At 71.9% G+C, this 24781-nt stretch carries 21 protein-coding genes and 1 riboswitch; of the genes, 10 read left to right on the top strand and 11 right to left on the bottom strand.

The window, feature by feature from the left end; all coding sequences use genetic code 11:
- Positions 1-203: 203 nt before the first annotated feature.
- Both ACF08F_RS13285 and ACF08F_RS13290 read left to right on the top strand, forming a co-directional pair.
- Positions 204-1820, top strand: coding sequence for a hypothetical protein (locus ACF08F_RS13285; protein ID WP_392298602.1), 1617 nt, complete (start codon positions 204-206; stop codon positions 1818-1820).
- On the top strand, positions 1810-3531 hold the full coding sequence (locus ACF08F_RS13290; RefSeq protein ID WP_392298603.1) for a hypothetical protein: 1722 nt from the start codon (positions 1810-1812) through the stop codon (positions 3529-3531). The genes ACF08F_RS13285 and ACF08F_RS13290 overlap by 11 nt, the downstream gene beginning before the upstream one ends.
- 107 nt (positions 3532-3638) lie before the next feature.
- On the opposite strand, the gene groL is transcribed toward ACF08F_RS13290, so the two are convergent.
- The 4 genes from groL to thrC all read right to left on the bottom strand — a co-directional run bounded on the left by groL (position 3639) and on the right by thrC (position 7805).
- The gene (gene groL / locus ACF08F_RS13295) at positions 3639-5267 is read right to left on the bottom strand and encodes a chaperonin GroEL (protein WP_392298604.1); all 1629 of its coding nucleotides are present in this window, start codon (positions 5265-5267) and stop codon (positions 3639-3641) included.
- Between the two features lie 321 nt (positions 5268-5588).
- The gene (locus ACF08F_RS13300) at positions 5589-5792 is read right to left on the bottom strand and encodes a cold-shock protein (protein ID WP_015035246.1); all 204 of its coding nucleotides are present in this window, start codon (positions 5790-5792) and stop codon (positions 5589-5591) included.
- Between the two features lie 436 nt (positions 5793-6228).
- Positions 6229-6504 carry a MoaD/ThiS family protein gene (locus ACF08F_RS13305; protein ID WP_055642141.1) on the bottom strand — a complete coding sequence of 92 codons (276 nt, stop codon included), beginning with the start codon at positions 6502-6504 and terminating at the stop codon, positions 6229-6231.
- Between the two features lie 14 nt (positions 6505-6518).
- Positions 6519-7805 (bottom strand): threonine synthase, encoded by a 1287-nt coding sequence (thrC, locus tag ACF08F_RS13310; RefSeq protein WP_392298605.1) that lies wholly within the window; start codon positions 7803-7805, stop codon positions 6519-6521.
- 17 nt (positions 7806-7822) lie between these two features.
- Positions 7823-7969, bottom strand: a riboswitch (SAM riboswitch).
- 149 nt (positions 7970-8118) lie between these two features.
- Here thrC and ACF08F_RS13315 point away from each other — a divergent pair.
- The 3 genes from ACF08F_RS13315 (at position 8119) to ACF08F_RS13325 (ending at position 12534) form a co-directional block, all read left to right on the top strand.
- Positions 8119-9087: a glucosyl-3-phosphoglycerate synthase gene (locus ACF08F_RS13315; RefSeq protein WP_392298606.1), complete on the top strand. Its 969-nt coding sequence runs from the start codon at positions 8119-8121 to the stop codon at positions 9085-9087.
- 38 nt (positions 9088-9125) lie between these two features.
- Positions 9126-10988, top strand: coding sequence for a DUF11 domain-containing protein (locus ACF08F_RS13320; protein WP_392298607.1), 1863 nt, complete (start codon positions 9126-9128; stop codon positions 10986-10988).
- Between the two features lie 82 nt (positions 10989-11070).
- Positions 11071-12534, top strand: a complete 1464-nt coding sequence (locus ACF08F_RS13325) for a trehalose-6-phosphate synthase (protein ID WP_392298608.1) — start codon at positions 11071-11073, stop codon at positions 12532-12534.
- Positions 12535-12549: 15 nt separating this feature from the next.
- Here the strand turns inward: ACF08F_RS13325 and ACF08F_RS13330 are convergent, their stop codons facing one another.
- The gene (locus ACF08F_RS13330; protein ID WP_392298609.1) at positions 12550-12891 is read right to left on the bottom strand and encodes a winged helix-turn-helix transcriptional regulator; all 342 of its coding nucleotides are present in this window, start codon (positions 12889-12891) and stop codon (positions 12550-12552) included.
- A gap of 96 nt (positions 12892-12987) precedes the next feature.
- Between ACF08F_RS13330 and ACF08F_RS13335 the strand changes: the two genes are divergently transcribed.
- Positions 12988-13875, top strand: coding sequence for an NAD(P)-dependent oxidoreductase (locus ACF08F_RS13335; protein WP_392298610.1), 888 nt, complete (start codon positions 12988-12990; stop codon positions 13873-13875).
- A 62-nt stretch (positions 13876-13937) separates the two neighbouring features.
- Here ACF08F_RS13335 and otsB read toward each other — a convergent pair whose 3' ends face one another.
- The 3 genes from otsB to ACF08F_RS13350 all read right to left on the bottom strand — a co-directional run bounded on the left by otsB (position 13938) and on the right by ACF08F_RS13350 (position 16471).
- A complete protein-coding gene (gene otsB, locus ACF08F_RS13340) occupies positions 13938-14798 on the bottom strand; it encodes a trehalose-phosphatase (protein ID WP_392298611.1) in 861 nt (286 codons plus the stop codon).
- Positions 14799-14881: 83 nt separating this feature from the next.
- Complete coding sequence (locus tag ACF08F_RS13345; protein WP_392298612.1) at positions 14882-15175, bottom strand: DUF3263 domain-containing protein; 294 nt, start codon at positions 15173-15175, stop codon at positions 14882-14884.
- Between the two features lie 12 nt (positions 15176-15187).
- Positions 15188-16471: an extracellular solute-binding protein gene (locus ACF08F_RS13350; RefSeq protein ID WP_392298733.1), complete on the bottom strand. Its 1284-nt coding sequence runs from the start codon at positions 16469-16471 to the stop codon at positions 15188-15190.
- Positions 16472-16745: 274 nt separating this feature from the next.
- On the opposite strand from ACF08F_RS13350, the gene ACF08F_RS13355 reads away from it, so the two are divergent.
- The 3 genes from ACF08F_RS13355 to ACF08F_RS13365 all read left to right on the top strand — a co-directional run bounded on the left by ACF08F_RS13355 (position 16746) and on the right by ACF08F_RS13365 (position 19910).
- Positions 16746-17696, top strand: a complete 951-nt coding sequence (locus ACF08F_RS13355) for an ROK family protein (protein ID WP_392298613.1) — start codon at positions 16746-16748, stop codon at positions 17694-17696.
- Complete coding sequence (gene nagA / locus ACF08F_RS13360; protein ID WP_392298614.1) at positions 17696-18850, top strand: N-acetylglucosamine-6-phosphate deacetylase; 1155 nt, start codon at positions 17696-17698, stop codon at positions 18848-18850. The genes ACF08F_RS13355 and nagA overlap by 1 nt, the downstream gene beginning before the upstream one ends.
- A gap of 133 nt (positions 18851-18983) precedes the next feature.
- The gene (locus ACF08F_RS13365) at positions 18984-19910 is read left to right on the top strand and encodes a 1-phosphofructokinase family hexose kinase (RefSeq protein ID WP_392298615.1); all 927 of its coding nucleotides are present in this window, start codon (positions 18984-18986) and stop codon (positions 19908-19910) included.
- Positions 19911-20451: 541 nt separating this feature from the next.
- Here the strand turns inward: ACF08F_RS13365 and ACF08F_RS13370 are convergent.
- The gene (locus tag ACF08F_RS13370; RefSeq protein WP_392298616.1) at positions 20452-21426 is read right to left on the bottom strand and encodes a CBM35 domain-containing protein; all 975 of its coding nucleotides are present in this window, start codon (positions 21424-21426) and stop codon (positions 20452-20454) included.
- 107 nt (positions 21427-21533) lie between these two features.
- On the bottom strand, positions 21534-23324 hold the full coding sequence (cdgB, locus tag ACF08F_RS13375) for a diguanylate cyclase CdgB (protein ID WP_392298617.1): 1791 nt from the start codon (positions 23322-23324) through the stop codon (positions 21534-21536).
- Positions 23325-23649: 325 nt separating this feature from the next.
- On the opposite strand from cdgB, the gene ACF08F_RS13380 reads away from it, so the two are divergent.
- Complete coding sequence (locus ACF08F_RS13380) at positions 23650-24216, top strand: flavin reductase family protein (RefSeq protein WP_392298618.1); 567 nt, start codon at positions 23650-23652, stop codon at positions 24214-24216.
- Between the two features lie 57 nt (positions 24217-24273).
- On the opposite strand, the gene arfB is transcribed toward ACF08F_RS13380, so the two are convergent.
- Positions 24274-24714, bottom strand: a complete 441-nt coding sequence (gene arfB / locus ACF08F_RS13385) for an alternative ribosome rescue aminoacyl-tRNA hydrolase ArfB (protein ID WP_392298619.1) — start codon at positions 24712-24714, stop codon at positions 24274-24276.
- Positions 24715-24781: the final 67 nt, after the last annotated feature.

Consider the following 24781-nt stretch of genomic DNA (forward strand, 5'->3'; position numbering starts at 1 on the left):
CCTTCCACCGTGTCCCTTTCAGTCCCTTCCAGGATTACTCGGGCACGCCCGTCCAGCCACTCCCGTAAACAGAGTGAACACGTTCAACAGGTGAGCGCTAAAGTTCTGCCACGCGGCCGCCCCCGATCACGGGCGACGCCGCCATCACAGACCTGTGGGGGGTCCCTTTGCCGCGCTCAACGCGCAGGCTTCCGCACGCCCTTGTGCGTGCCGCAGCCGTCTTCGCTCTCTCGGCGGGCGTCATCGCGCCCGCCGTCGTCCACGCCCCGGCCGCACACGCGGACGCGACGGCCCTCTCCGGCAAGACGCTGGACGACGGGCGCTACCGCGTGACGCTGCCCGCCAACGCGCTCTGGATCAAGGTCAGCGTCCTGGCCTCCACCGCCCCCGGCGCCGCCGTGCTCGCCTCCACGGAGGCGCTCACCACGGACAACACCAACTGGGACACCGACGCGCCCTTCGCGCTCCCGCAGGGCACCGCCTTCGCGGACTACCCGGTCCGCGTCGAGTACCGACTCCCCGGCGGCACCACCACGAAGGCGACCGGCGCCACCTACAGCTACCGGCCGCACGTCGGCGTCACCGACCTGTCCTGGAACCGCCGGAGCACCAGCTACGACCAGCGCCAGGCCGTCCTCTCCGGGAGGACGACCTCCTGGGACCCGGCCACCGGCGCCCGCACCACCGCGCCCGGCGGCACCAAGGTCGCGATCACCCTCAACGCGCTGGACGGCACCAGCAGGGTCGTCAACGCCACCGCCACGACCCTCGCGGACGGCACCTTCTCCGTGACGATGACCCCAGGCGGCTGGGTGTCCGGCACGGCGACCGTGGTCACGGCCGGCACCGTCAACGACCCGGACGACGCGGCGCACCTCCCGTCCCTGGGCGTGGAGAAGCTCCTCTACCGGATCAGCGCCGACGTGAACAAGTACCGCGTGCTCGCCGGTACGGACGTGCGGGTCAGCGGGCACGTGGAGCGGTACACGCCGACCGGCTGGAAGCCCTTCCCCGGCGCCCCCGTCGTCGCGACCGGAACACAGCCCTACGGCTCCACCACGACGACCACCCTCGGCAGCGCCACCTCGTCCGCGACCGGCACGTTCTCCTTCAACGCGCGGGCCCAGTACAGCACCGACTTCGTGTACACCGCGCTGCGGTACTCGCCGTACTTCGACGACTCCCGCCCGTACGCCAAGAGCGACATCGTCGTACCGCAGCAGTTCTCGTACTCCGGGCACACGATCACCCTGGACGAGTACGGGGAGCTCACCGCCACGGGCGGCTTCGGCTCGGCCTACTGCCGCAACGGGCAGCCCGTGCAGCTCCAGGTCTCCTTCGACGCCGGGTCCACCTGGCGCGTCATGCGCTCCGGCATGACCGACAGCGGCTGCTCCTACCGCTTCACCACCCAGGGCTACGAGAGCGCCCTCTACCGGATCTACCACCCGGAGACCAACGAGCTGGTCGCCAAGGGGAGTACGTCCCTGAAGCGGGGCCGCACGCCCACCCGCTTCTCCGCCTTCACCATCAGCCCCACCCGGCCCACCGTGAACGGCAAGATGACCGTCTCCGGAACCGTCCAGCGCAAGGTCGGCGGCATCTGGAAGCCGCTCGCCGGAACCAAGCTGACCCTGCTCTTCAAGCCCAGGAACGAGAGCACGTGGTACTGGGTGACCAAGAGCGTCACCACCGACAGCAGCGGCCGGTTCAACTACCGCGCCACCGCCTACGGAGACGGCTCCTGGGCCATGTACCTCAACAGCACGGGCACCTACTTCTACAGCGACACGAAGGCGATCTACATCGATGCGCGCTGACCTCCGCCCCTCCCGCGCCCTGACGGCGGGCCTGGCCGCGGCCGCCCTCGCCGCGACGACCCTCGCCGTCACCGCCGCGCCCGCCACGGCGGCCGACCCGCTCGTCGGCATCGGCCGGGCCCTGACCGACGACACCCAGCGCGGCATCTTCCAGGTCACCGCCTGGACCGACGCCCCGTCCGCCAGGATCACCAAGGTCTCGGCGAAGGTCCGGCAGGGCGACACCGTCCTCGTCGACATCCCGACGCTCCCGGGGGTGGTCGACCCCTGGAACCCCTCGGCCCCCGCCAACACCTTCCGGCTGCCCGACGCGGCCGTGCTGAAGCTCGTCGAGGACGGCGGCCGCATCCCGGCCCTCGGGACGTACGCCATCGACGTCACCGCCACCGACTCGCTCGGCAACAAGCAGACCCGGACCGACGCCGGGCAGCTCGACTTCCGGCTCCGCCCCGAGATCACCCTCGTCCCCACCAAGCCCACGTACGCCGACCGCAACGCCCGACCCTCGGGCACCGTCGTCGGCGTCCAGCCCGGCTCCGGGGACCGGGTCGCGGTGACCGGCCTGCCGGTGACCGTCGAGCGGCTCGACCCGCCGCAGGACGGGACGCAGAGCCCGGCACAACAGGCGGTCACCGACACGGCCGGCCGGTTCACCTCGCCACCGTTCCCGATCTCCAGCGAGGACCTCGGCAGCCCGTCCCTCAGCTTCCGGACGACGGTCACGGCCGACAGCCCCGAGGTCCACGGCACCGTGACGCAGTACCTCAGCGTCTACGAGCACGTGCCGCGCAAGGTGGCCGTCACCGCCACCGCCGACAAGAAGCGGGCGCTCGACGGGCAGACCGTGACTGTCAGCGGCCGGATGACCGACCCGGCCGCGGCCGGCGCCCCCGTCGCGAACCACCAGGTGCGCGTGCGGCTCGGCGGCCCCACCTACGGAACGGGCCCGAGCGCCGTCGTCCGGACCGGCGCGGACGGCCGGTTCACCGCGCGGCTCGTCGCCGTCGCGGGCAAGGAGTCGGGCAACTGGTTCGTCGAGTCCCCCGACCGGTACGTGAGCTTCCCGGATCTCCACGGCGCGCTGGCCATCCCGCTGGACTCCCGCACCGACATCCGCACGTACGGGCTCTCCGCCGACGGCCGGGTCACGGTCTCCGGCACCTTCGGCGCCCGGTACGTGGCGGAACCGAACTTCACGGAGGCCCAGTTCATCCGGCTGGAACAGCTCGTCGACGGCGGCTGGAAGGCGATCGCCTGGGGCAGCGTGAACTCGGCCTACTTCAACGAGTTCACGGCCTCGGCGGCGAGCCGGGGCGGCTACTTCCGGCTCCGGCACCTCACCACCGACCAGTTCGCCGAGTCCAGCACCGGCACGCTGCGGCTCACCCGCCTCGACACCCGGATCGTCTCCCTGAACGCCGGCCCCGAGCCGGTCGCGAAGGGCGGGTACGTGACGGTCACCGGCGGGCTCCAGCACTACACGGACTACAACTGGCGCGCGTACGCGAACGCTCCGGTCGTCCTGCAGTTCCAGCCGCGGGGCTCCACCACGTGGAAGCAGATGGCGACGGGCCGGTCGAACGCGAACGGCAACGTCTCCCTGAAGGCGAAGGTCACCGGGGACGGCTCCTGGCGCATCCGCCACTACGGCGACAGCAAGCACTTCAACACCCCGGCCTCGGCCGGCGGTGACTACGTCGACATGCGCTGACGGCAGCGCACGGCGTCACGCCCGAGGGCGGCACCCCCCTTCCGGGGAGTGCCGCCCTCGTTCGTGCTGAGCTTCGCGTTCAGCGATGAACCACCGATCCCGGAGGATCAGAAGTCCATGTCACCGCCCGGCATGCCGCCGCCGGCCGGCGCGGACGCCTTCTCCGGCTTGTCGGCGATGACGGCCTCGGTGGTGAGGAACAGCGCGGCGATCGACGCGGCGTTCTGCAGCGCGGAGCGCGTGACCTTCGCCGGGTCGATGATGCCCTCGGCGATGAGGTCGACGTACTCGTTGGTCGCGGCGTTCAGGCCGTGGCCGACGGGCAGGTTGCGGACCTTCTCCGCGACGACGCCACCCTCCAGGCCGGCGTTGACGGCGATCTGCTTCAGCGGGGCCTCCAGGGCCAGCTTCACGATCGCGGCACCCGTGGCCTCGTCGCCCGTGAGGTCACCCTCGAGCTTCTCGAAGACGTTCGACGCCTGGAGCAGGGCGACGCCACCGCCGGCGACGATGCCCTCCTCGACGGCCGCCTTCGCGTTGCGCACGGCGTCCTCGATGCGGTGCTTGCGCTCCTTGAGCTCGACCTCGGTCGCGGCACCGGCCTTGATGACCGCAACACCGCCGGCGAGCTTCGCCAGGCGCTCCTGCAGCTTCTCGCGGTCGTAGTCGCTGTCCGAGTTCTCGATCTCGGCGCGGATCTGGTTCACGCGACCGGCGACCTGCTCGCTGTCACCGGCACCGTCGACGATGGTGGTCTCGTCCTTGGTGATGACGACCTTGCGGGCGCGGCCCAGCAGGTCGAGACCGGCCGACTCCAGCTTGAGGCCGACCTCCTCGGAGATGACCGTGCCGCCGGTGAGGATGGCGATGTCGTTCAGCATGGCCTTGCGACGGTCGCCGAAGCCCGGGGCCTTGACGGCGACGGACTTGAAGGTGCCGCGGATCTTGTTGACGACCAGGGTCGACAGGGCCTCGCCCTCGACGTCCTCGGCGATGATCAGCAGGGGCTTGCCCGACTGCATGACCTTCTCCAGGAGCGGGAGCAGGTCCTTCACGGAGGAGATCTTGGAGTTGACGATCAGGAGGTAGGGGTCGTCGAGCGACGCCTCCATGCGCTCCATGTCGGTGGCGAAGTACGCCGAGATGTAGCCCTTGTCGAAGCGCATACCCTCGGTGAGCTCCAGCTCCAGACCGAAGGTCTGGGACTCCTCGACGGTGATGACGCCTTCCTTGCCGACCTTGTCCATCGCCTCGGCGATGAGCTCGCCGATCTGGGTGTCGGCGGCGGAGATGGAGGCCGTGGAAGCGATCTGCTCCTTGGTCTCGACATCCTTCGCCTGCTCGAGGAGGGCGCCGGAGACGGCCTCGACGGCCTTCTCGATGCCGCGCTTGAGGGCCATGGGGTTGGCACCGGCGGCGACGTTGCGGAGGCCCTCGCGGACGAGCGCCTGGGCGAGGACGGTGGCGGTGGTCGTACCGTCGCCGGCGACGTCGTCCGTCTTCTTGGCGACTTCCTTGACCAGCTCGGCGCCGATCTTCTCGTACGGGTCCTCGAGCTCGATCTCCTTGGCGATGGAGACACCATCGTTGGTGATCGTGGGGGCGCCCCACTTCTTCTCGAGGACGACGTTGCGGCCCTTGGGGCCGAGGGTGACCTTGACGGCGTCAGCGAGCTGGTTCATGCCGCGCTCGAGACCGCGCCGGGCCTCCTCGTCGAACGCGATGATCTTGGCCATGTGAAGTGGTCCTCCCGGACATGGGGTGGATAACGCTCCAGGACCGCGCCGATGCCCGCGACGGACGGCCTGCGAGCCCGGCGGTTCCTTGCCCCACCTGGCCGCGGGCCTCATCTGCCCGATCCTCGTAGTAGCACTCTCACCTTCCGAGTGCTAACGCCAATGATTAGCACTCGCCCTAGGAGAGTGCAAGCGACTCTCGGGTTTCGGGCGGCTCCACGCCACGCCCGGGAGCGCGTGCGGGAACACGCGAGGGGCCCGCGTCCCCTCAGGGATGCGGGCCCCTCGACGGCGTTGCGTCGGTGGCCGATCGCGCCGCGCTCAGACGGCGAGCTTGACCATGTCCGCCTGCGGACCCTTCTGGCCCTGCGAAATCTCGAACTCGACCCGCTGCCCCTCTTCGAGGCTGCGGTAGCCATCCATCTGGATCGCGCTGTAGTGGACGAAAACATCCGCACCACCGTCGACCGCGATGAAGCCGTAGCCCTTCTCCGCGTTGAACCACTTGACGGTGCCCTGAGCCATGCCTAACTCCCCTATTACTGGCCCTTGCGCGGGAACCGCACTTCGCGGACCCGGGTCAGACCCTGCGCCGGAAGCGCGTCGACCGCCGCTGAATGTATCTGCCCAACTGCCCTCTGCAACAGGTCATTCGACCGAGAATTCTGGGCAGCCCGGAAAGGGGAATTAGGGAGAATCCCCGGAGTTCCGGGGCAAGTCGGGCCCGGCAAACCGCGCAGAACGTACACAACGCACACGCACTTTGGCTGCTTCCAGACGTGCGGAGACGCATTCTCATATGCGCCCGGCATGAGCAGCGGAGGGGACTTCCCCAACTCTACCCCGCTCAACCATGCAGAATTGCCCCTTCCGCTTTATGGCGCGGAAGGGGCAATTCAAGAAAGACGGGACAGCGCGGGAGGGCGGAGGGGGTGTCGGCCCCCTCCGCCGTGACCGGCGATCAGCCTCCGGCGACGGCCGGGATGATCGAGACGCCGGCGCCGGCCGGGGTGGCCGTCTCCAGGCCCTGCTCGAAGCGCACGTCGTCGTCGTTCACGTAGACGTTGACGAAGCGGCGCAGCTTGCCCTGGTCGTCCAGGACGCGGGCGGCGATGCCCGTGTGGTTCTTCTCCAGGTCCGCGATGACCTCGGCGAGGGTCGCGCCCTCGGCCTGGACCTCGGACTGACCGCCCGTGTAGGTGCGGAGGATGGTGGGGATGCGGACGTTCACGGCCATGTCTTCGTAGCCTTTCAGTGGGCCAGGCCGGCGTCGCGGAACGCGTCCAGGCTCGGGCGGATGGTGACGGTCGCCTGAGAGGTGTCGGCCACCGCGTCCAGGGTCTTGAGTCCGTCGCCGGTGTTGAGCACGACGGTGGTCAGGTTCGGGTCGATCAGACCCGCCTCGACGAGCTTCTTCGTGACGCCGACGGTCACGCCGCCGGCGGTCTCGGCGAAGATGCCCTCGGTCTGGGCGAGCAGCTTGATCGCCTCCACGACCAGCTCGTCGTTCACGTCCTCCACGGCGCCGCCGGTGCGGCGGGCGATGTCGAGGACGTAGGGGCCGTCGGCCGGGTTGCCGATCGCGAGCGACTTGGCGATCGTGTTCGGCTTCTGCGGGCGGACGACGTCGTGGCCGGCCTTGAAGGCGGCGGAGACCGGGGAGCAGCCCTCGGCCTGCGCGCCGAAGATCTTGTAGGGCTTGTCCTCGACGAGGCCGAGCTTGATGAGCTCCTGCAGACCCTTGTCGATCTTGGTGAGCTGGGAGCCGGAGGCGATCGGGATGACCAGCTGGTCGGGGATGACCCAGCCGAGCTGCTCGCAGATCTCGTACGCGAGCGTCTTGGAGCCCTCGCCGTAGTACGGACGGAGGTTGACGTTCACGAAGCCCCAGCCCTCGCCGAGCGGGTCGCCGATGAGCTCCGAGCAGAAGCGGTTCACGTCGTCGTAGTTGCCCTCGATGGCGACGAGGTCACCGCCGTAGACACCGGCCATGACGACCTTGCCCTGCTCCAGGTCGTGCGGGATGAAGACGCAGGAGCGGAAGCCGGCGCGGGCGGCGGCGGCGCCGACGGCGCCGGCCAGGTTGCCCGTGGAGGAGCAGGAGAGGGTGGTGAAGCCGAAGGCGCGGGCGGCTTCGATGGCCTGCGCGACGACCCGGTCCTTGAAGGAGTGGGTCGGGTTGCCCGAGTCGTCCTTGACGAAGAGCTTGCCGGGGGCGACGCCGATCTCGCGGGCGAGGTTGTCGGCCTGGACGAGCTTGGTCCAGCCCGGGTTCAGGTTCGGCTTCTCGGCGACGTCGGCGGGGACGGGCAGCAGGGGGGCGTAGCGCCAGATGTTGGCGGGGCCGGCCTCGATCTGCTTGCGCAGCGCCTCGGGGTCACCGGTGGGCAGGTCGTACGCGACTTCGAGCGGTCCGAAACAGAGTTCGCAGGCGAAGATCGGACCGAGTGCGAAGACTTCACCGCATTCGCGACAGGAGAGTCCTGAAGCGGGACCGAGGTCGACGGTGGTGGCAGAGGCGACAGTCTGTACAGCCATGGAGGCGAGGCCCTTTCTCCTCATCTTTCCCATGACGAACTTTTCGTCATGAGACGGATTTGGCACCTTCCCTAGCCGGGGACCTCGCTGGAGGACGAGACAAACCGACTGGAGGGTTGCCGGGGCTTCAACGGGCCGTTTCCCTCTGCCCCTCTGGATGAGCGGTATTCGATTGTGAAGCGCGGTGGACTTTCGTTCCTGCGCTCCGACGCGGGCGGCACCCCGACGTGCATCGGGCATCCGCGTTGTTCAAGACTGTAACCGAAGGCCCTGGCGCTTGGACGGGCCGTCCGTACCGCGAGATGGAGATCACGTGCTGGAAGAGGTGGAGCGCTGGCTGGACCGGCGGTCCTGGTCCGTGGCCGACCGGCCGATGGAGCGGATCCTCGCCGCCAAGCGGAACACGACGGTCAGCGTGGTGCTTCCCGCGCTGAACGAGGAGGCGACGGTCGGGGACATCGTCGCCGTGATCCGCCGCGAGCTGATGAGCGAAGCCGTGCCCCTCGTGGACGAGCTCGTGGTGATCGACTCGGGCTCCACCGACCGCACGGCGGAGGTCGCCGCGGCGGCCGGGGCGCGCGTGGTCGCGCGGGACGAGGTGCTCCCCCGGATACCCGCCGTCCCCGGCAAGGGCGAGGTCCTGTGGCGGTCGCTCATGGTGACGAGCGGGGACGTCGTGTGCTTCGTCGACGCGGACCTGCGGGACTTCTCCGCGGACTTCGTGACGGGGATCGTGGGCCCGCTGCTCACGGACCCCGGGATCGACTTCGTCAAGGCGACCTACGACCGCCCGTTCGGCGCGGAGTCCGATGAGCTCGCCCCCGGCAAGACCCCCGCCCAGGGCGGTCGTGTCACCGAGCTGGTGGCCCGCCCGCTGCTCAACCTGCACTGGCCGCAGCTGGCCGGTTTCGTGCAGCCGCTCGGCGGCGAGTACGCGGCCCGCCGCTCGCTCCTCGAACGCCTCCCCTTCCCGGTCGGCTACGGGGTGGAGCTGGGGCTGCTCGTCGACGCCCTGCACACGGTGGGCCTGGACGCGCTCGCCCAGGTCGACGTGGGTGTGCGCAAGCACCGCCACCAGGACGAGCGGGCGCTGGGCCGGATGGCCGCGGCCATCTACCGGACGGCGCAGCTGCGGCTCTCGCGCGGGCACCTGGTGCGGCCGCGGCTGACGCAGTTCGAGCGGGGCGAGGACGGGTTCACCCCCCGGACCTACGCGGTGGACACGGAGGAGCGGCCGCCGATGGTCGACATCACGGAGTACACGCGCCGCCGCGTGGCGTAACGCCCGTATATGATCCGCTTTGCCTACATTGCCCTTTTATGCGCTTCAGACAACATCACCCGGGCAGGGTCCTGGCGGCCATCGGCCTCACCGCGGGCACGCTCGTGTCCGCGGTGGCCGCTCCGGCCGCGGCCGACGTGGTCGAACCCTTCGGCAAGCGGTACGGCGAGTCCCTCTACGGCGACTTCACCACGATCGGCAACACGGTCATGGGCTGTCCCACCGAGCTCCCCGGCCCGGCCGCGCGCTGCGCGGCCGCGGCGAGGGGTGAGGGCTCCGACGACAACAACGCGTTCGTGATGCGGAGGATCGACGCCGCCGGCCTGTCGGCCGGGGGCGGCGCACCCGACTTCGGCTCCAGCACCGGCCACGTGAAGATCCCGGCGGGCGCCGAGGTCGCGTACGCCCGACTGTTCTGGGGCGGCAACGACGGCACGTACAAGGGGCCGGGCGGGGCGCAGCTCCGGCGCTGCGACATCTCGGGCGCCGACGTCACGGCCTCGCCCGGCGACCCGGCGACGACCGCGCCGGTGATCAGGGTGGGGACGGGGGCGGCGACGCCGGTCTCGATCGACAGCATGGTCGCCGACCCGGCCGACACGAGCGGCCCGCACTACTACACGGGCGAGTCGGACGTGACGGCCGCCTTCGCGGGCGTCTCGGGGACGGACGCGCAGGTCGCGGTGGGCAACGTGTGGGCGCCGAACGGCCGGGGCTGCGTGGCGGGCTGGTCGCTGACCGTCGTCCACCGCTTCCCCGGCCCGGACCCGGTCCGCGCCCCGGAGCGGCGGAACGTGTACGTCTACGGCGGCCACGTCCTGCAGCGCTCGAACTCCCCCGCCACCACCGTCACCGTCGACGGCTTCCGCCGCGGCCCGGGCACGGTCCGGGCGGGCGTGACGGCGTACGAGGGCGACCGGAACGCCCCGGGCGACAGGTTCCTGGTCGACGGCAGGAACGTCACCGAGGCCGCCTCCGGGAACACGGACGACTTCTTCGTCGGCCAGGACGAGGGCGCCGTCGCCCCCGCGCTCGCGAACAACCTGAGCATCGACGCCAAGACCTTCGACCTCCCCGCCGGCGCCGTCCCGCAGGGCGCGACCTCGGCCGACCTGACCTTCGCCACGAACGGCGACACCTATGTGCCGTCCGGCCTGGCCCTCTCGGTGCCGGTGCCCGACCTGGAGATCACCAAGACGGCGAGCCCGCGCACGGTGAAGCCGGGCGACACCCTCACGTACACGATCACCGCGAGGAACACCGGCCCGCTCGACCACCCGAACGCCGCGTTCGGCGACGACCTCACCGGGAACCTCGACGACGCCGACTACAACGGGGACGTGAAGACGGACCTGGGCACGGTCTCGTACGAGAAGCCGAGGATCGGGTACGTGGGCACCATCCCGGCCGGGAAGACCGCGACCGTCACGTACTCGGTGACGGTCAAGGACCCGGCGACCGGGGACGGCAGGCTCCGCGGCAGCGTGCAGGTGAGGACCCCGCGCTCCAACTGCGGCGCCGGCAGCGAGGACCCGTCCTGCGCGGCGGCCCCGGTGCTCGACAGGCCGGAGAGCCCGAAGCCGACGCCCCCGGCCCCCACGGGCCCGACGCCGGGCGAGCCGTCGACGGGCCCGTCGGAGCCCGAGGCCCCGTCCGCCTCCCCCACGGCGAGCGCGCCCGCCCCGGCCCCGCCGGCACCGGGCCCGCAGGGCGGCTCCGGCTCCGACCTCGGCTCCGGCTCGGGCTCGGACGCCGGCTCCGAGGCCGGCTCCCGCTCCGGCTCGATGGCGGAGACGGGCGGCAGCGGCGAGCGGCTGTGGCTGCTCGGCGCGCTCGGCGTGGCACTCGCTGCGACGGGCCTGGTGGCGAAGGCGGCGATGCGTGACCACCACGACCGCTGACCCGCGCACACGCTCCGTGGCCGGATCGGCCCGTCTCGTATACGTACGTTTGAGCGTTTACGGGACGGGCTAGGTTCGCCACATGGCTACTGTGCTCGTGGCATCGAACCGAGGTCCTGTCTCGTACAAGCTCGGCGAGGACGGCACGCTCACCCCGCGCAGGGGCGGCGGCGGCCTGGTCTCGGGCCTGAGCGCCGTCTCCGCCGACGACTCGCAGGAGAGCCTGTGGGTGTGCGCGGCGCTCGGCGAGGGCGACCGGGAGGCGGTGCGGCGCGGGGTCGGCGAGCCGGGCGTGCGGATGCTGGACATCCCCCCGGACGTGTACGCCGACGCGTACAACGGCATCGCGAACTCGGTCCTGTGGTTCCTCCACCACCACCTGTACGACATCTCGCGCGAGCCGGTCTTCGACGCGGAGTTCCGGCGCCGCTGGGAGTCGTACCGCGCCTACAACCGCGCCTTCGCGGAGGCCCTGGCCGCGGAGGCGTCCGAGGGCGCCGAGGTCCTGGTCCAGGACTACCACCTGGCCCTGGTCCCGGGGATGCTCCGCGACCTGCGCCCCGACCTCCGGATCGCCCACTTCACGCACACGCCGTGGGGCTCCCCCGCCTACCTGGGCATGCTCCCGGACGACATCCGCGAGGAGCTGGTCTGGGGGATGCTCGGCGCGGACGAGCTGGGTTTCCACACCTGGCAGTGGGCGGCGGCGTTCGTCTCGGGCGCGTCCATGGACACGGAGCGCGGGGTGGCGCAGGGCCTGTCGCCGACCGGGACGCCCTGGCGGGGCGTGGAGCACCTGCGCTACGGGGTCGGGAAGGGCCGCACCACGGTCCGGGCCTACCCGCTCGGCGTCGACGCCGAGGAGCTGCGCGCCCTGGCGCACCGCCCCGAGGTGGACGAGAAGCTCGCCGCCCTCCGGGCCGAGGTCGGCGACCGCAGGACCATCGTCCGCGTCGACCGCACCGAGCTCTCCAAGAACATCCTGCGCGGCCTCCTGGCCTACCGCGAGCTCCTCACCACCCACCCCGAGTGGCGCGACCGGGTCGTCCACCTGGCCTCGGCGTACCCCTCGCGGCAGGACCTGGAGTCGTACCGCTCGTACACGGCGGCGGTGCGCACGCTCGCGGAGGAGATCAACACCGAGTTCGGCACGGCCGGCTGGCAGCCGGTCCTGGTCTCGGTGCAGGACGACTTCCCCCGCTCCCTCGCCGCCTACCGGCTCGCGGACGTGGCCCTGGTGAACCCGGTGCGCGACGGCATGAACCTGGTCGCGAAGGAGATACCGGTGGTCTCGGAGGCGGGCTGCGCGCTGGTCCTGTCCCGGGAGGCGGGCGCGTACACGGAACTGCGGGACGACGCCCTCACGGTGAACCCCTTCGACGTGTCGGAGACCGCGGAGGCCCTGCACACGGCCCTGTCGATGCCCCCCTCGGAACGCTCCGACCGCACGAAGCGCCTCGCGGCGGCGGCGACGGCCCTCCCGCCCCAGCGCTGGTTCCTGGCCCAGCTGGAGGCCCTGCGGGAGCCGATGCAGCCGCCCGCCTGAGCCGGGGGACGCCCCTCAGGCGGGCCGGTTCCGCTCCCTGCCCCAGGCCGCCAGGGGTTCGAGGGCGTCGGTGAGGCGCATGCCGTCCTTCGTCAGCGCGTACTCGACGCGGGGCGGGACCTCGTCGTACGCGACGCGCTCCACGATGCCGTCCGCCTCCATCTCCCGCAGGTGGGAGGCGAGGACCTTCTCGGTGATGCCGGGGACGATGCGGCGCAGCTCGCCGAAGCGGCGCCGCGTGCCGCCGCTCAGCGCCCACAGGATGAGCACCTTCCACTTCCCGCCGATGACCTCCATCGCGGCGTCGATCCCGCAGACGTGCCCGTCCTCGTCTCCGGGCCGGTTCAGCGTCGCCATCTGTCCACCCTCCTGACCTGCTCGCTCACCTCAGGGTAACCACCCACTTCCAAGTGGGTACTTGAGCGGCCCGGGGCCCTCGCCCAGCCTGGTGGCATGACAGCGAACACCGGAGAGAAGACCCCCGTCACCCTGCTCGGACTCGGCGCGATGGGCACCGCCCTGGCCGGTGCCTGGCTCGCCGCCGGTCACCCCCTCACCGTCTGGAACCGCACCCCGGCCCGCGCGGCCGGGCTCGTCGCCGAGGGCGCGAAGGGGGCCGGCAGCGCCGCCGAGGCGGTCGCCGCGAGCACGCTGGTCGTCGTCTGCCTCCTGGACGACGCCTCGGTCGGCGAGGCCCTCGCCGAGGCCGACCTGACGGGCAAGGACCTCGTCAACCTCACCACCACGACCCCGGAGCAGGCCCGCGCCCGCGCCGACTGGGCCCGCGAGCGCGGCGCCCGCTACCTGGACGGCGGGATCATGGCCGTACCGCCGATGGTCGGCGTCCCGGAGGCCGGCGGGTACGTCTTCTACAGCGGCTCCGCCGAGCTGTTCGAGCAGCACCGGGAGACCCTGGCCGTGCCCGTCGGCACCCGGTACGTCGGCGCGGACGCCGGCCACGCGGCCCTGCACGACGTGGCGCTGCTCAGCGGCATGTACGGGATGTTCGCCGGGATCCACCACGCCTTCGCCCTGATCCGCAAGGAGGACATCGACCCGGTCGAGTTCGCCCCGCTGCTCGCCGACTGGCTCGCCGCGATGTCCCAGGGCGTCCACCTCGCCGCCGACCAGCTGCGCAGTGGCGACTACACGAAGGGCGTCGTCTCCAACCTGGCCATGCAGGTGGCCGGCACGCCCACCTTCCTCGCCACCGCCGAGCAGCAGGGCGTCAGCACCGAACTGCTGCGCCCCTACTTCGACCTGATGGCCCGCCGTCTGGCGGAGTCGAGCGGCGACGAGGACCTGACGGGCGTGGTGGAGCTGCTCGTACGGGGAGAGTGACGGGCGGCGGGAGAGGACGCGGGACGGGCGGGGAGGGTGACGGCACGGTCGGCCCTCCCGTACTACTCCCCTCCCGTACTGCTCCCCTCCCGTACCGCCCTCGCCAGGTCCGTCAGGAACTCCACCACGCCCGGCGGGCCCGCCACCGAGAGGTCCGCGCGGTCGGCGAGTTCCGGGACCTCGGCCGAGCCGCTGCGGACCAGGAGGCCGGGGACGCCGTCCGAGCGGAGCTTCTCCACGGCGGCGAAGGCGGGCAGGTCGCCGAGGTCGTCGCCCGCGTAGAGCACGGACCCGGCGCCCACCTCCCGTACGTACTCCGCGAGCGCCACGCCCTTGTCCATGCCCGGGGGCCGCAGCTCCAGGACCATGCGGCCGGGCTCCAGGACGAGGCCGTGGTGGGTGGCGAGGTCGCCGAGCGGACCCTTGAGGGCCTCGAAGGCGCCCTCCGGGTCGAGGGCGCGGCGGGTGTGGACGGCGACCGCCCGGCCCTTCTCCTCGATCCAGACGCCCGGCCAGGCGCCGGCCCGGTCGAGGAAGCCGGGGAGTTCGGCGCGGACGGAGGCCACGCCCGGGTGCGGGGCGGCGGCCCGGACGGTGCCGCTGACGGCGTCCCAGCGTTCGGCGCCGTAGTGGCCGAGGACGACGAGGTGTTCGAGGCCGGGGACTCCGGCGAAGCCGCCGTAGCGGACGGCGACCCCGGCGGGCCGGCCGGTCACGACCGCGACGGAGGCGACCTCGGGCGCGAGGGCGGCGAGGGCGGCCACGGCACCGGGGTGGGCGCGGGCCTGTTCGGGGTCGGGGACGATCTCGGCGAGCGTCCCGTCGAAATCGAGGGCGACGACGGCTTCCGCGGGCCGCGCGAGGAGCGCGGCCAGACCGTCGCGGCCGGCGGAGGTGGTCGGGTGCGGCAGGCTGCTGACCATGTTCACGACCCTACCGACGCGGGGCGTCCGCGTCAGCGTGGCCGGGGTCACCGGTGCCGAGCCCTTGCGGGCCCGGGGCGTCCCTACCGCCGCCGCTGCCTCTCCTCCCGCACCCGGCGCAGCCGGTTGACGGTCACCGGGTCGTGGGCGAGGGCGCGCGGGTCGTCGAGGAGGGCGTTGAGCAGCTGGTAGTAGCGGGTCGGGGAGAGGCCGAGGCCCTCACGGACGGCCCGCTCCTTGGCGCCGGGGCCGGGCCAGGAGCGGCGCTCGACGGCGAGCACGGCCCGCTCACGCTCGCCGAGCCCGCTCGCGCCGGGGAGCGCGCCGTCATCGGCTTCGACGCTCGCGCCGCCCGCTGCCCCCTGCTCTTCGGTCATAGGACCAACCTATTACTCGGCGTTCTCGGCCGCCGTCGCCGCCCGTCCGATCGTGCCCAGGACCTCGGAGGGCCGGCCGTCGGGGGTGACGGCCTTGCCGATGTTCTGCTTGACGTTCTCGCTGACCGTGGCCCACGAGGTCTTGCCGACGGGCGGGAGCTGGGAGTCCGGGAGGCCCTTGAGGAACTCGCGGAGGTTCGCGTACTCGGGGTCGGTCTCCATGCGGGCGGAGGCGCTGACGGTGACCGGCAGCAGGTCGTTGTCGCCGGCGAACTTGAGGACGTTCTCGTCCTCGAAGACGAAGTTCAGGAACTCGCCGATCTCCTTGCGGTGACCGTTCTGCTTGAAGCCCATGATCCAGTCGGCGACGCCCATGGAGGTCCTGGGCTTGCCGTCGGCGCCGGGCAGCGGCACCTGGCCGACGTCGACGCCCTTCTTCTCGGCCTCCTTGACCAGCGAGGGGTGGCCGTTGAGCATGCCGACCTCGCCCGCGGCGAAGGCGGCGAAGGCGGTCTTGCGGTTGAGCTTGCCGGGGGCGACGGGCCCGGTGAGGCCCTTGCCGACGAGGTTCTTCTTGAGCCAGTCGAAGGTGCGGACGTTCGCCTCGGAGTCGACGGCGTAGTGGTCGCTGGCGTCGGTCCAGCCGCCGCCGCCGCTGAGGAGCCACATCAGGGCCTCGGCCTGGGCCTCCTCGGGGCCGAGCGGCAGCGCGAAGGGGGTGGTGACGCCCTTCGCCTTGAGCTTCTCGGCGGCGGCGGCCAGCTCGTCCCAGGTGGTGGGGGCCTCGGCGCCGGCCTCCTCGAAGAGGGCCTTGTTGTAGAAGAGCGGCCGGGTGGAGGCGACGAAGGGCAGCCCGTACTGGGTGCGCTTGGTCTCTCCGGCGGCGACGAGCGGCGCGAGGAAGTTGGCCTGGACGGGTATGGAGAGGATCTCGTCGGCGGAGTAGAGCTCGCCGGCGGCCGCGTAGTCGGCGTAGGCGCCGATCTGCGCGATGTCGGGGGCCTCGTCGGCCTTGACCATCTCGGCGACCTTGCGGTCGACGTCGTCCCAGGAAACGATCTGCACCTCGACCTTCACGCCGGAGTGCTTCGCCTCGAAGGCGGTGACGAGGTCGGCCCAGTACTTCTTGGTCGTGTCCCCGCCGTTCAGGTCGTAGTCGGCGGCGACCAGTCTGAGGGTCACGTCGCCGGAATCGCCCTCCAGGACGCCGCAGCCGGTGACCGTGGCGGCCAGTCCGAGTGCGGCGGCGGCCGCGGTCAGTCCAAGGAATCGTCGCCGCTGCACGGCCTCATCCACCTCTTTGCTCGTCGTTGAGCTGTTCCAGCGCTGCTTCGGGTTGCGTTTGCGCTGCATTTGCACGGTATTCGCGCCGCTGTGAGCTGCATGTTCACTCCCAGCAGGCCCGCAAGTCTCTCCCGTCACCCGGCATGAGGTCTACACCACTCGGGTATCACTTCCGCAACACAGCCGGGACCATGGCCCCATGACGGGTCCCGAATTTGTATCCGTACGCAACAATCCTCGGCAGTGGACTAGACCTTTTGGGTCCTCGCGCGCCAAACTGTCCTCCGTGAGACACGTCATCGCCCTGGATGTGGGCGGCACCGGCATGAAGGCCGCCCTCGTCGGGGCGGACGGCACCCTGCTCCACGAGGCCCGCCGCGCCACCGGGCGCGAGCGCGGCCCCGAGGCGGTGGTCGAGACGATCCTCGGCTTCGCGGAGGACCTCCGCGCCCTCGGCCAGGAGCGGTACGGCGAGCCCGCCGCGGCCGCCGGAGTCGCCGTGCCCGGCATCGTCGACGCCGAGAACGGCATCGCCGTCTACGCCGCCAACCTCGGCTGGCGCGACGTTCCCATGCGCGAACTCCTCAGCCGCCGCCTCGACGGCATCCCCGTCGCCCTCGGCCACGACGTCCGCACCGGCGGCCTCGCCGAGGGCCGCATCGGCGCGGGCAACGGCGCCGACCGCTTCCTCTTCGTGCCCCTCGGCACCGGCATCGCCGGCGCCATCGGCATCGGCGACCGCATCGAGGCGGGCGCCCACGGCTACGCAGGCGAGATCGGCCACATCGTCGTCCGCCCCGGCGGCACCGACTGCGGCTGCGGCCAGCGCGGCTGCCTGGAGCGGTACGCCTCCGCCTCCGCCGTCTCCCAGGCCTGGGCCGAGGCGAGCGGCGACCCGAAGGCCGACGCCGCCGACTGCGCCAAGGCCGTCGAGTCCGGCGACGCCACCGCCGTACGGATCTGGCAGGAGGCCGTCGACGCCCTCGCCGACGGCCTCGTCACCGCGCTCACCCTGCTGGACCCCCGCACCCTCATCATCGGTGGCGGGCTCGCCGAGGCCGGGGAAACCTTGTTCACACCACTCCGGGCCGCGGTGGAGGAGCGAGTCACGTTCCAGAAGCTGCCCGCCATCGTCCCGGCGGCCCTCGGGGACACCGCCGGATGCCTGGGCGCGGGCCTCCTCGCCTGGGACCTGCTCGCCGACCAGCACCCCACCGACTCGGAGGTTTCCGCCTGATGGCCGATCACCAGGTTCTCGCCGGCGCACACGTCGTGCTGCCCACCGGAATCGTCGAGAACGGACGCGTGATCGTCGACGGCGGCCACATCGCGGGCAGCGCGCCCGAGGGTGCCCCGAGCATCGACCTGACCGGCCACTGGCTCGTCCCCGGCTTCGTCGACATGCACAACCACGGCGGCGGCGGCGCGTCCTTCACCTCCGGCACCGTCGACGACGTCCTCACCGGCGTCCACACCCACCGCCTGCACGGCACCACCACCGTCGTCGCCTCCTTCGTCACCGGCGACATGGACTTCCTCACCCAGCGGGCCGGACTCCTCTCCGAGCTCGCCGAGCAGGGCGAGATCGCCGGCCTCCACTTCGAGGGCCCCTTCATCTCCCCCTGCCGCAAGGGCGCCCACGACGAGACGCTGCTCCGCGACCCCGACCCGGCCGAGGTCCGCAAGCTGCTCGACGCCGGCCGCGGCCAGGCCAAGATGGTCACCCTCGCCACCGAGCTCCCCGGCGGCCTCGACTCCGTACGCCTCCTCGCCGAGCACGGCGTGATCGCCGCGATCGGCCACACCGACGCGACGTACGAGCAGACCGTCGCCGCCATCGACGCGGGCGCCACCGTCGCCACGCACCTCTACAACGCGATGCCCGCACTCGGCCACCGCACGCCCGGCCCGATCGCCGCGCTCCTGGAGGACGAGCGGATCACCGTCGAGCTCATCAACGACGGCACCCACCTCCACCCCGCCGCCCTGGAGCTCGCCTTCCACCACGCGGGCCCCGAGCGCGTCGCCTTCATCACCGACGCCATGGACGCGGCCGGCTTCGGCGACGGCAGCTACATGCTCGGTCCGCTCGCCGTCGAGGTGAAGGACAGCGTCGCCCGGCTCGTCGAGGGCGGCTCCATCGCCGGCTCGACGCTCACCCTGGACCGCGCCTTCAAGCGCGCCGCCACCATCGACGGCCTTTCGGTCGAGGCCGTCGTCCAGGCCATCTCCGCCAACCCGGCCCGCCTCCTCGGCGTCTACGACCGGGTCGGCTCCCTGGAGCCCGGCAAGGACGCCGACATCGTCGTCCTCGACGCCGAGTTCACCCTCAAGGGCGTCATGCGCAAGGGCGTCTGGATCGTCGATCCGAGGGTCGACGCAGCCGTCTGATCAGGGGTCATACGAGGTCAAACGGAAGGGCGGTGGGCCCGAGGTCTGGGCCAACCGCCGTTCCTTTGGCATGATCGGTGCCCGTCGGAACGCGCGTTCCACAGGACTTCACACGGAGTACGGGGGTGCAGCGGTGATTCTGACGGTCACCCTCAACACGGCGCTGGATCTGACCTACCGGGTCCCCGCCCTCACCCCGCACGCCACGCACCGGGTCACCCAGGTCATCGAACGCCCCGGCGGCAAGGGCCTCAACGTGGCCCGGGTGCTCGCCGCGCTCGGCCACGAGACCGTCGCCACCGGCTTCGCGGGCGGCGCCACCGGCGCCATGCTGAAGGACCTGCTCGCCGCGACCCCGGTCCGCGACGAGCTCGTCCCGACCGCGGGCCCCACCCGGCGCACCGTCGCCGTCGTCGACACCTCGACCGGCGACACGACCCAGCTCAACGAACCGGGACCCGCCATCACTCCCGCCGAGTGGGCCGGCTTCCGCACCCGCTTCACCGAACTCCTCGACGGGGCCCGGGCCGTGGCCCTCTGCGGCAGCCTCCCGCCGGGCATCCACGTCGGCGCGTACGCGGAACTGATCCGCCTCGCCCGCGCCGCCGCCGTCCCGGTCCTCCTCGACACCAGCGGCGAACCCCTCCGCCGGGGCATCGCCGCCCGCCCCGACCTGGTCAAGCCGAACGCCGACGAACTCGCCCAGCTCACCGGCTCCCGCGAACCCCACCGGGCCACCCGCGACGCACGCCGCCGGGGCGCCCACGCGGTGGTCTCGTCCCTCGGCCCGGAGGGCCTGCTCGCGGCCACCCCGGAGGGCCTGTGGCGCGCGGCCCCGCCGGCGGCCGTCAGGGGAAACCCGACGGGCGCGGGGGACTCGGCCGTCGCGGGCCTGCTCTCGGGCCTGGTGGACGAAGCCCCCTGGCCCGACCGCCTGACCCGCGCGGTCGCCCTCTCCGCCGCGACGGTCCTCTCCCCGGTAGCAGGCGAGTACGACCCGTCGGCCTACGAGGAACTGCTGCCGCGGGTGAAGGTGACGGAGGAGCCGGGCTCCCCATAACGTAGGCGCCGCTCCACAGCTCACCGCTTTCAGCAGCGCTCCGCAGGGTGGGATCTCAGGCGATACGTCCCAGCGTCACGCACTTGTCGGCAACCCACCTCTTCGTCCCTCCGTAGTTGAGGGGAGTCCAGGTGTTGTGCGTGGCGCTCTCATTGGCGCACCTGTAGGAGCCACCGGTCACCCGCCCGGTGCACGTGGCCGTCCAACAACGGACGGAATCGGGGTTCCCAGTGCCCAGAGCATGAATCCGGGCGATCACGGCAGAGCTTGTCGAGGTGGACGCGCGAACGTTCCAGTCGACGCTCCCGTAGGCGCCCGATACGGCGGCAAAGGCCGAAGGCGTGGCCCCGAAGAGCAGGCTCGAAGCCAGTACACCGATCGACGCAAACTTTCCTGCGGCACGCAACTTGGGCCTCCCTGATAGTCCGGCGCCTCCTCACGTTCGGCGTGGGAGGCGCTTGGGTTCGTACGTGATCGTACGGACTACCAGGAGGCCGAAGTGAACACACATTCGAGCCACATCTAGGAGGCGAATGAGTCCTTAGCCCGGCGGGGTGGGCGTGACCTCAAGCCAGTCGAGCAGCACGTTGCACTGGTTGCCCGTCTCGCACGAGATCTTGATCTCGTTGTCGCCCTTCTGGAGGGTGACCGGCGCCCAGGTGGTCTGCCAGTTCTTCTCCAGGTTCGGGTCCGTGGAGTGCACGAAGTTCTTCAGGCCGAGCGGCGAGGAGTTCGCCTTGCCGTTGACCGTCAGGGTGGCGTTGGCGTCGACCGCGGGAATGGCGTAGCGCACGGTCAGGCGGTACCCGCCCGCCGTGGGCATGTTCGCCTTCCAGGTCACCGAGGCACCGACCTGGTCGAAGCCGGAGACGTAGGTGCCCTCGACGCCCTCGGCGCCCTTGACGGTCTTATCCGTGGTGGCCGAGCCGCCCAGCTTCAGCGTCGCCGCGTCCTGCTTCGGGAGTTCCGCCGGGGTCGGTTCCGTGCTCGGTTCGGTGCTGGGTTCCTCGGAGACCTGCGAGGGCGCGGTCGAGGGGGCGCCGCTGCCGCCGGCCTGGGGGTTCTTGTCGTCCTTGTTGCCCGAGTTGGTGATCACGGCGGCGGCGATGCCGACCACGACGACCGCGACGACCGCGACCGCGCCGATCAGGAGGCCCCGGGTGTTGGGGCCGCGGCCGGAGCCGCCGCCGCGCGGGGGCTGCGGCGGGGCCTGCCGGGTGGGCGGGCCGCCGTACGTCTCGGGGGCGGCGTACTGCGCGTGCGGCTGGCCGTAGGGGGCCTGCTGCTGCGGCGGCACGTAGGGCTGCTGCTGCGGCTGGCCGTACTGGCGCTCGCCGACCGTCCTGACCTGGTTGTACGAGGTCCGGGGCACACCGGGCTGAGCGGGGGCGGGGCCGGGGTAGCCGTAGCCACCGCCCTGCGGTGCCCGGGCGCCCGCTGCCTGTCCGTCCTCGTACAGGTAGCCGAACGGATCGTCGTCCTCGGGCTTGTTCCCGCCGTTGTTACCGGCAGCCATCCGGGCCATCCTCTCCATGCTCGCCAGCCGTCGCCGACCGGCCGAGCCTACCCCGAACGGACCAGCGCGGGGTGCGGGGCTTGACAGGCGGACGGGTGGCGGCGGTCTCAGCCGGCCCGGCGGTGGACCTTGGCGCGGGAGCGCTTCTCGATGTACATCCGCTGGTCGGCGGAGTTCAGAACCTCTTCGACGGTCATCCCGCACTCGGCCCAGCCGATGCCGAAACTCGCGCCGACCCGGACCGCCCGGCCGTCCACCCGGATCGGCGGAATGATCGCGTTCCGCAGGCGTACGGCCAGGTCGGCGGCGTCGGCCGCGCCGAGGCCGTCGGCGAGGACGACGAACTCGTCACCGCCGAGCCGGGCGACGGTGTCCCCGTCGCGGACGCCGGTGGTGAGCCGGCGGGCGACCTCGATGAGGACGGCGTCGCCGGTGTGGTGCCCGAAGCGGTCGTTGATCGACTTGAAGCCGTCGAGGTCGCAGAAGAGGACGGCGAGCCCCTTCGTCCCGTCGTCGACCTCGCCGGTGGACGGGGCGACGATGTGGACGTGGTGGTCGTAGGGCCCGGCGCCGTTCGCCGGCTCGAAACCGAAGCCGTGCTCGTGCTCGTACTCGTAGGGCGACTCGTACGACGACTCGTAGCCGGAGTCGTGGCCCGGGCCGGAAGCCGCGTCGTGGCCGGGGCCCGGGGCGTAGCCGGGGCCGTAGCCGCCGTCCCTGGCGGAGTCGTAGCCGCCGTCGTGCCCGCCGCTCTCGTAGCCGCCGCCTTCGTAGCCCGTGTACGCGGCGGCCGTACCGGAGCCCGCCGCCAGTGCGGGGCGCTCGCAGAGGCGGGCGGAGAGCCGGGAGCGCAGTTCGGCGCTGTTGGGGAGTCCGGTGAGCGCGTCGTGCGAGGCGCGGTGGGCGAGCTGAAGCTCGTGGCGCTTGCGCTCCTCGATGTCCTCGACGTGGGTGAGGAGGAAGCGGGGGCCGTCGGCGGTGTCGGCGACGACCGAGTTCCGCAGGGACACCCAGACGTAGGTGCCGTCGCGCCGCCCGAGGCGCAGCTCGGCGCGGCCGCCCTCGGCGGAGGTCCGGAGCAGGGTCCCTATGTCCTCGGGGTGGACGAGGTCGGCGAAGGAGTAGCGCCGCATGACGGAGGCGGGCCGGCCGAGGAGCCGGCAGAGGGCGTCGTTGGTCCGGAGCAGCCGGCCGTGCTGGTCGCCGCCCATCTCGGCGATGGCCATGCCGGAGGGGGCGTACTCGAAGGCCTGCCGGAAGGACTCCTCGCTGGCGCGCAGGGCCTGCTGCTCGCGCTCCAGGCGGACGAGGGCCCGCTGCATGTTGGAGCGGAGGCGGGCGTTGCTGATCGCGATGGCCGACTGCGAGGCGTACATCTGGAGCGCCTCCTGGCCCCAGGGGCCGGGATGCCGGCCGTTGCGCGGGCGGTCGACGGATATGACGCCGAGGAGCTCGCGGCCGGAGCCGGAGGCGTACATCGGGGCGTAGAGGCGGTCGTGGGGGTGCCACTCGTCCTCGAAGCGGGGCGCGGGGCCGTCGGTGTGCCACTGGGGGACGTCGTCGTCCATCAGCACCCAGCCCTCGGTGTGCGGGATGAAGCGGAGGTCGCCCCAGGCGGAGCCCATGGAGAGGCGGCGGTCCCAGGAGGCGCGGGAGCCGACGCGGCCGGTGATCAGGGCCTCGGCGGCGGAGCTTCCGGCGAAGGCGGCGACGACGAGGTCACCGTCGGGGCGTACGAGGTTGACGCAGGCCAGCTCGTAGTTGAGACCGGCGACGACGCCGTCGGCGACGGTCTGCAGGGTGTCCGCCAGGCTGCGCGCAGTGTTGAGGTCCGCCACGACCTGATGCAGCTGCCGCAAGGTCGAGAGACGGACGTACGGCTCCGACTCGGTCTCCATCGCTCGCTCTCCCCGAGACCTCGACAGCAACTCCAGGGTTCTCATCGGCTTCGTGCTGCACTGTCCCTGCCACTGAATCACAGCGAGCTGCGCACCCGGTACACAGGGTCAGCAAATACTGCCCTCTGTGACTCAAGTCACAGCAGGTCATCGCGGGTCGAGCACAACCCCCCGGGGTGGTCCGGTCCTAGTGGGTTCTCGGCCGATCCGGCCGATCCGGCTGATCCGGCCGATCCGGGCCGGCGGGGTCCTAGGACCGTCGGGGGTGGCCGGCTGGTCCCCGGGTCCGATGCGGCCCCCGGGCGGCCCGGTCTAGCGTCGGGGTGTGCTGCAGAAGACTCCCGCCCCGCCCCCCGTCTCCGATCTGGCCATCCCCCATGCTGAGGGGGTGAGCAACGACGAGTTCCGGGCGGCGATGTCCCGCCTCGCCGCGGGCGTGGTCCTGGTGACGGCGCACGATCCCGACGAGGGCCCGCGCGGCGAGGACGTCGGCATGACGGCCACCGCCTTCATGTCGGTCTCCCTCGATCCGCCCCTGGCCCTGGTCAGCCTCCGCAACGGTTCCCGCATGGACGACCTGCTCGCCGAGGTCCCGGTCTGGGCGGTGTCGGTCCTCTCCGAGGGCCAGCGGCAGGTCGCCGGGCGCTTCGCGATGAAGAACCGGGTCAGCGACCGGCTGCTCTTCGCCGATCTCCCGTACACGCGTGGCGAGGAGAGCGGCGCGCCGCTGCTGGACGGGGCGCTCTCGGTCCTGGAGTGCCGCACGGAGAGCCGTGTCGTGGCCGGGGACCACACCCTGGTCGTCGGCCGGGTCCTGACGGTCGGCCTGCCCTCGACGGCCGGCGGCGGCCCGCTGACGTACTTCCAGGGGAAGTACCGGCACCTGAGCTGAGGCCGGACGAGGGGGCCCGGGCACGGGCGGCCCCGGAGCTCCGGGGCCCGGCGCGTCTCAGCCCCAGTCGCCCCGGGACTGCCGGGTCCGCTTGGTCTCCGAGCGCTGCTTCTTCTCGCGCAGCCGGCGTTCGTTGATGCCGCGCGGGATCTTCGTCGGCCTGCGGGGCTTCGGCGGCGGGGCCGTCGCCTCGGCGAGGAGGGCGGCGAGGCGGACGGCGGCGGTCTCGCGGTTGCGCCACTGGGAGCGGTGCTCCGAGGCGCGGACCGTGACGACGCCGTCGACCAGCCGGGAGGCCAGGCGCTCCAGGGCGCGGGCCTTCCACACCTCGGGGAGCGCCTTGGTGGCCGCGAGGTCGAAGCGGAGCTCGACCTGCGAGTCGCTGGTGTTGACGTGCTGCCCGCCCGGCCCCGACGAGCGCGAGAAGCGCCACTGGAGCTCGGCCTCGGGGAGCGAGACGGAGCCTCGGATGAGATGGGGACCGGACATGCCCTCCATGTTCCCCGGAGTGGGCCGTTGGAGTCATCCTGTTTTCGCCGGGAACCCTTCGGGAACCGCTGGGGGC

This window comes from Streptomyces sp. NPDC015130 (assembly GCF_043080005.1).
Classification (GTDB): Bacteria; Actinomycetota; Actinomycetes; order Streptomycetales; family Streptomycetaceae; genus Streptomyces.

Excerpts from the sequence above, each read along its gene's own strand:
- ACF08F_RS13290 (WP_392298603.1), top strand. The coding sequence starts at position 1,810 with ATGCGCGCTGACCTCCGCCCCTCCCGCGCCCTGACGGCGGGCCTGGCC.
- groL (WP_392298604.1), bottom strand. The coding sequence starts at position 5,267 with ATGGCCAAGATCATCGCGTTCGACGAGGAGGCCCGGCGCGGTCTCGAG.
- ACF08F_RS13300 (WP_015035246.1), bottom strand. The coding sequence starts at position 5,792 with ATGGCTCAGGGCACCGTCAAGTGGTTCAACGCGGAGAAGGGCTACGGC.
- ACF08F_RS13305 (WP_055642141.1), bottom strand. The coding sequence starts at position 6,504 with ATGGCCGTGAACGTCCGCATCCCCACCATCCTCCGCACCTACACGGGC.
- thrC (WP_392298605.1), bottom strand. The coding sequence starts at position 7,805 with ATGGCTGTACAGACTGTCGCCTCTGCCACCACCGTCGACCTCGGTCCC.
- ACF08F_RS13320 (WP_392298607.1), top strand. The coding sequence starts at position 9,126 with ATGCGCTTCAGACAACATCACCCGGGCAGGGTCCTGGCGGCCATCGGC.
- ACF08F_RS13325 (WP_392298608.1), top strand. The coding sequence starts at position 11,071 with ATGGCTACTGTGCTCGTGGCATCGAACCGAGGTCCTGTCTCGTACAAG.
- ACF08F_RS13330 (WP_392298609.1), bottom strand. The coding sequence starts at position 12,891 with ATGGCGACGCTGAACCGGCCCGGAGACGAGGACGGGCACGTCTGCGGG.
- ACF08F_RS13335 (WP_392298610.1), top strand. The coding sequence starts at position 12,988 with ATGACAGCGAACACCGGAGAGAAGACCCCCGTCACCCTGCTCGGACTC.
- otsB (WP_392298611.1), bottom strand. The coding sequence starts at position 14,798 with ATGGTCAGCAGCCTGCCGCACCCGACCACCTCCGCCGGCCGCGACGGT.
- ACF08F_RS13345 (WP_392298612.1), bottom strand. The coding sequence starts at position 15,175 with ATGACCGAAGAGCAGGGGGCAGCGGGCGGCGCGAGCGTCGAAGCCGAT.
- nagA (WP_392298614.1), top strand. The coding sequence starts at position 17,696 with ATGGCCGATCACCAGGTTCTCGCCGGCGCACACGTCGTGCTGCCCACC.
- ACF08F_RS13370 (WP_392298616.1), bottom strand. The coding sequence starts at position 21,426 with ATGGCTGCCGGTAACAACGGCGGGAACAAGCCCGAGGACGACGATCCG.
- cdgB (WP_392298617.1), bottom strand. The coding sequence starts at position 23,324 with ATGGAGACCGAGTCGGAGCCGTACGTCCGTCTCTCGACCTTGCGGCAG.
- arfB (WP_392298619.1), bottom strand. The coding sequence starts at position 24,714 with ATGGAGGGCATGTCCGGTCCCCATCTCATCCGAGGCTCCGTCTCGCTC.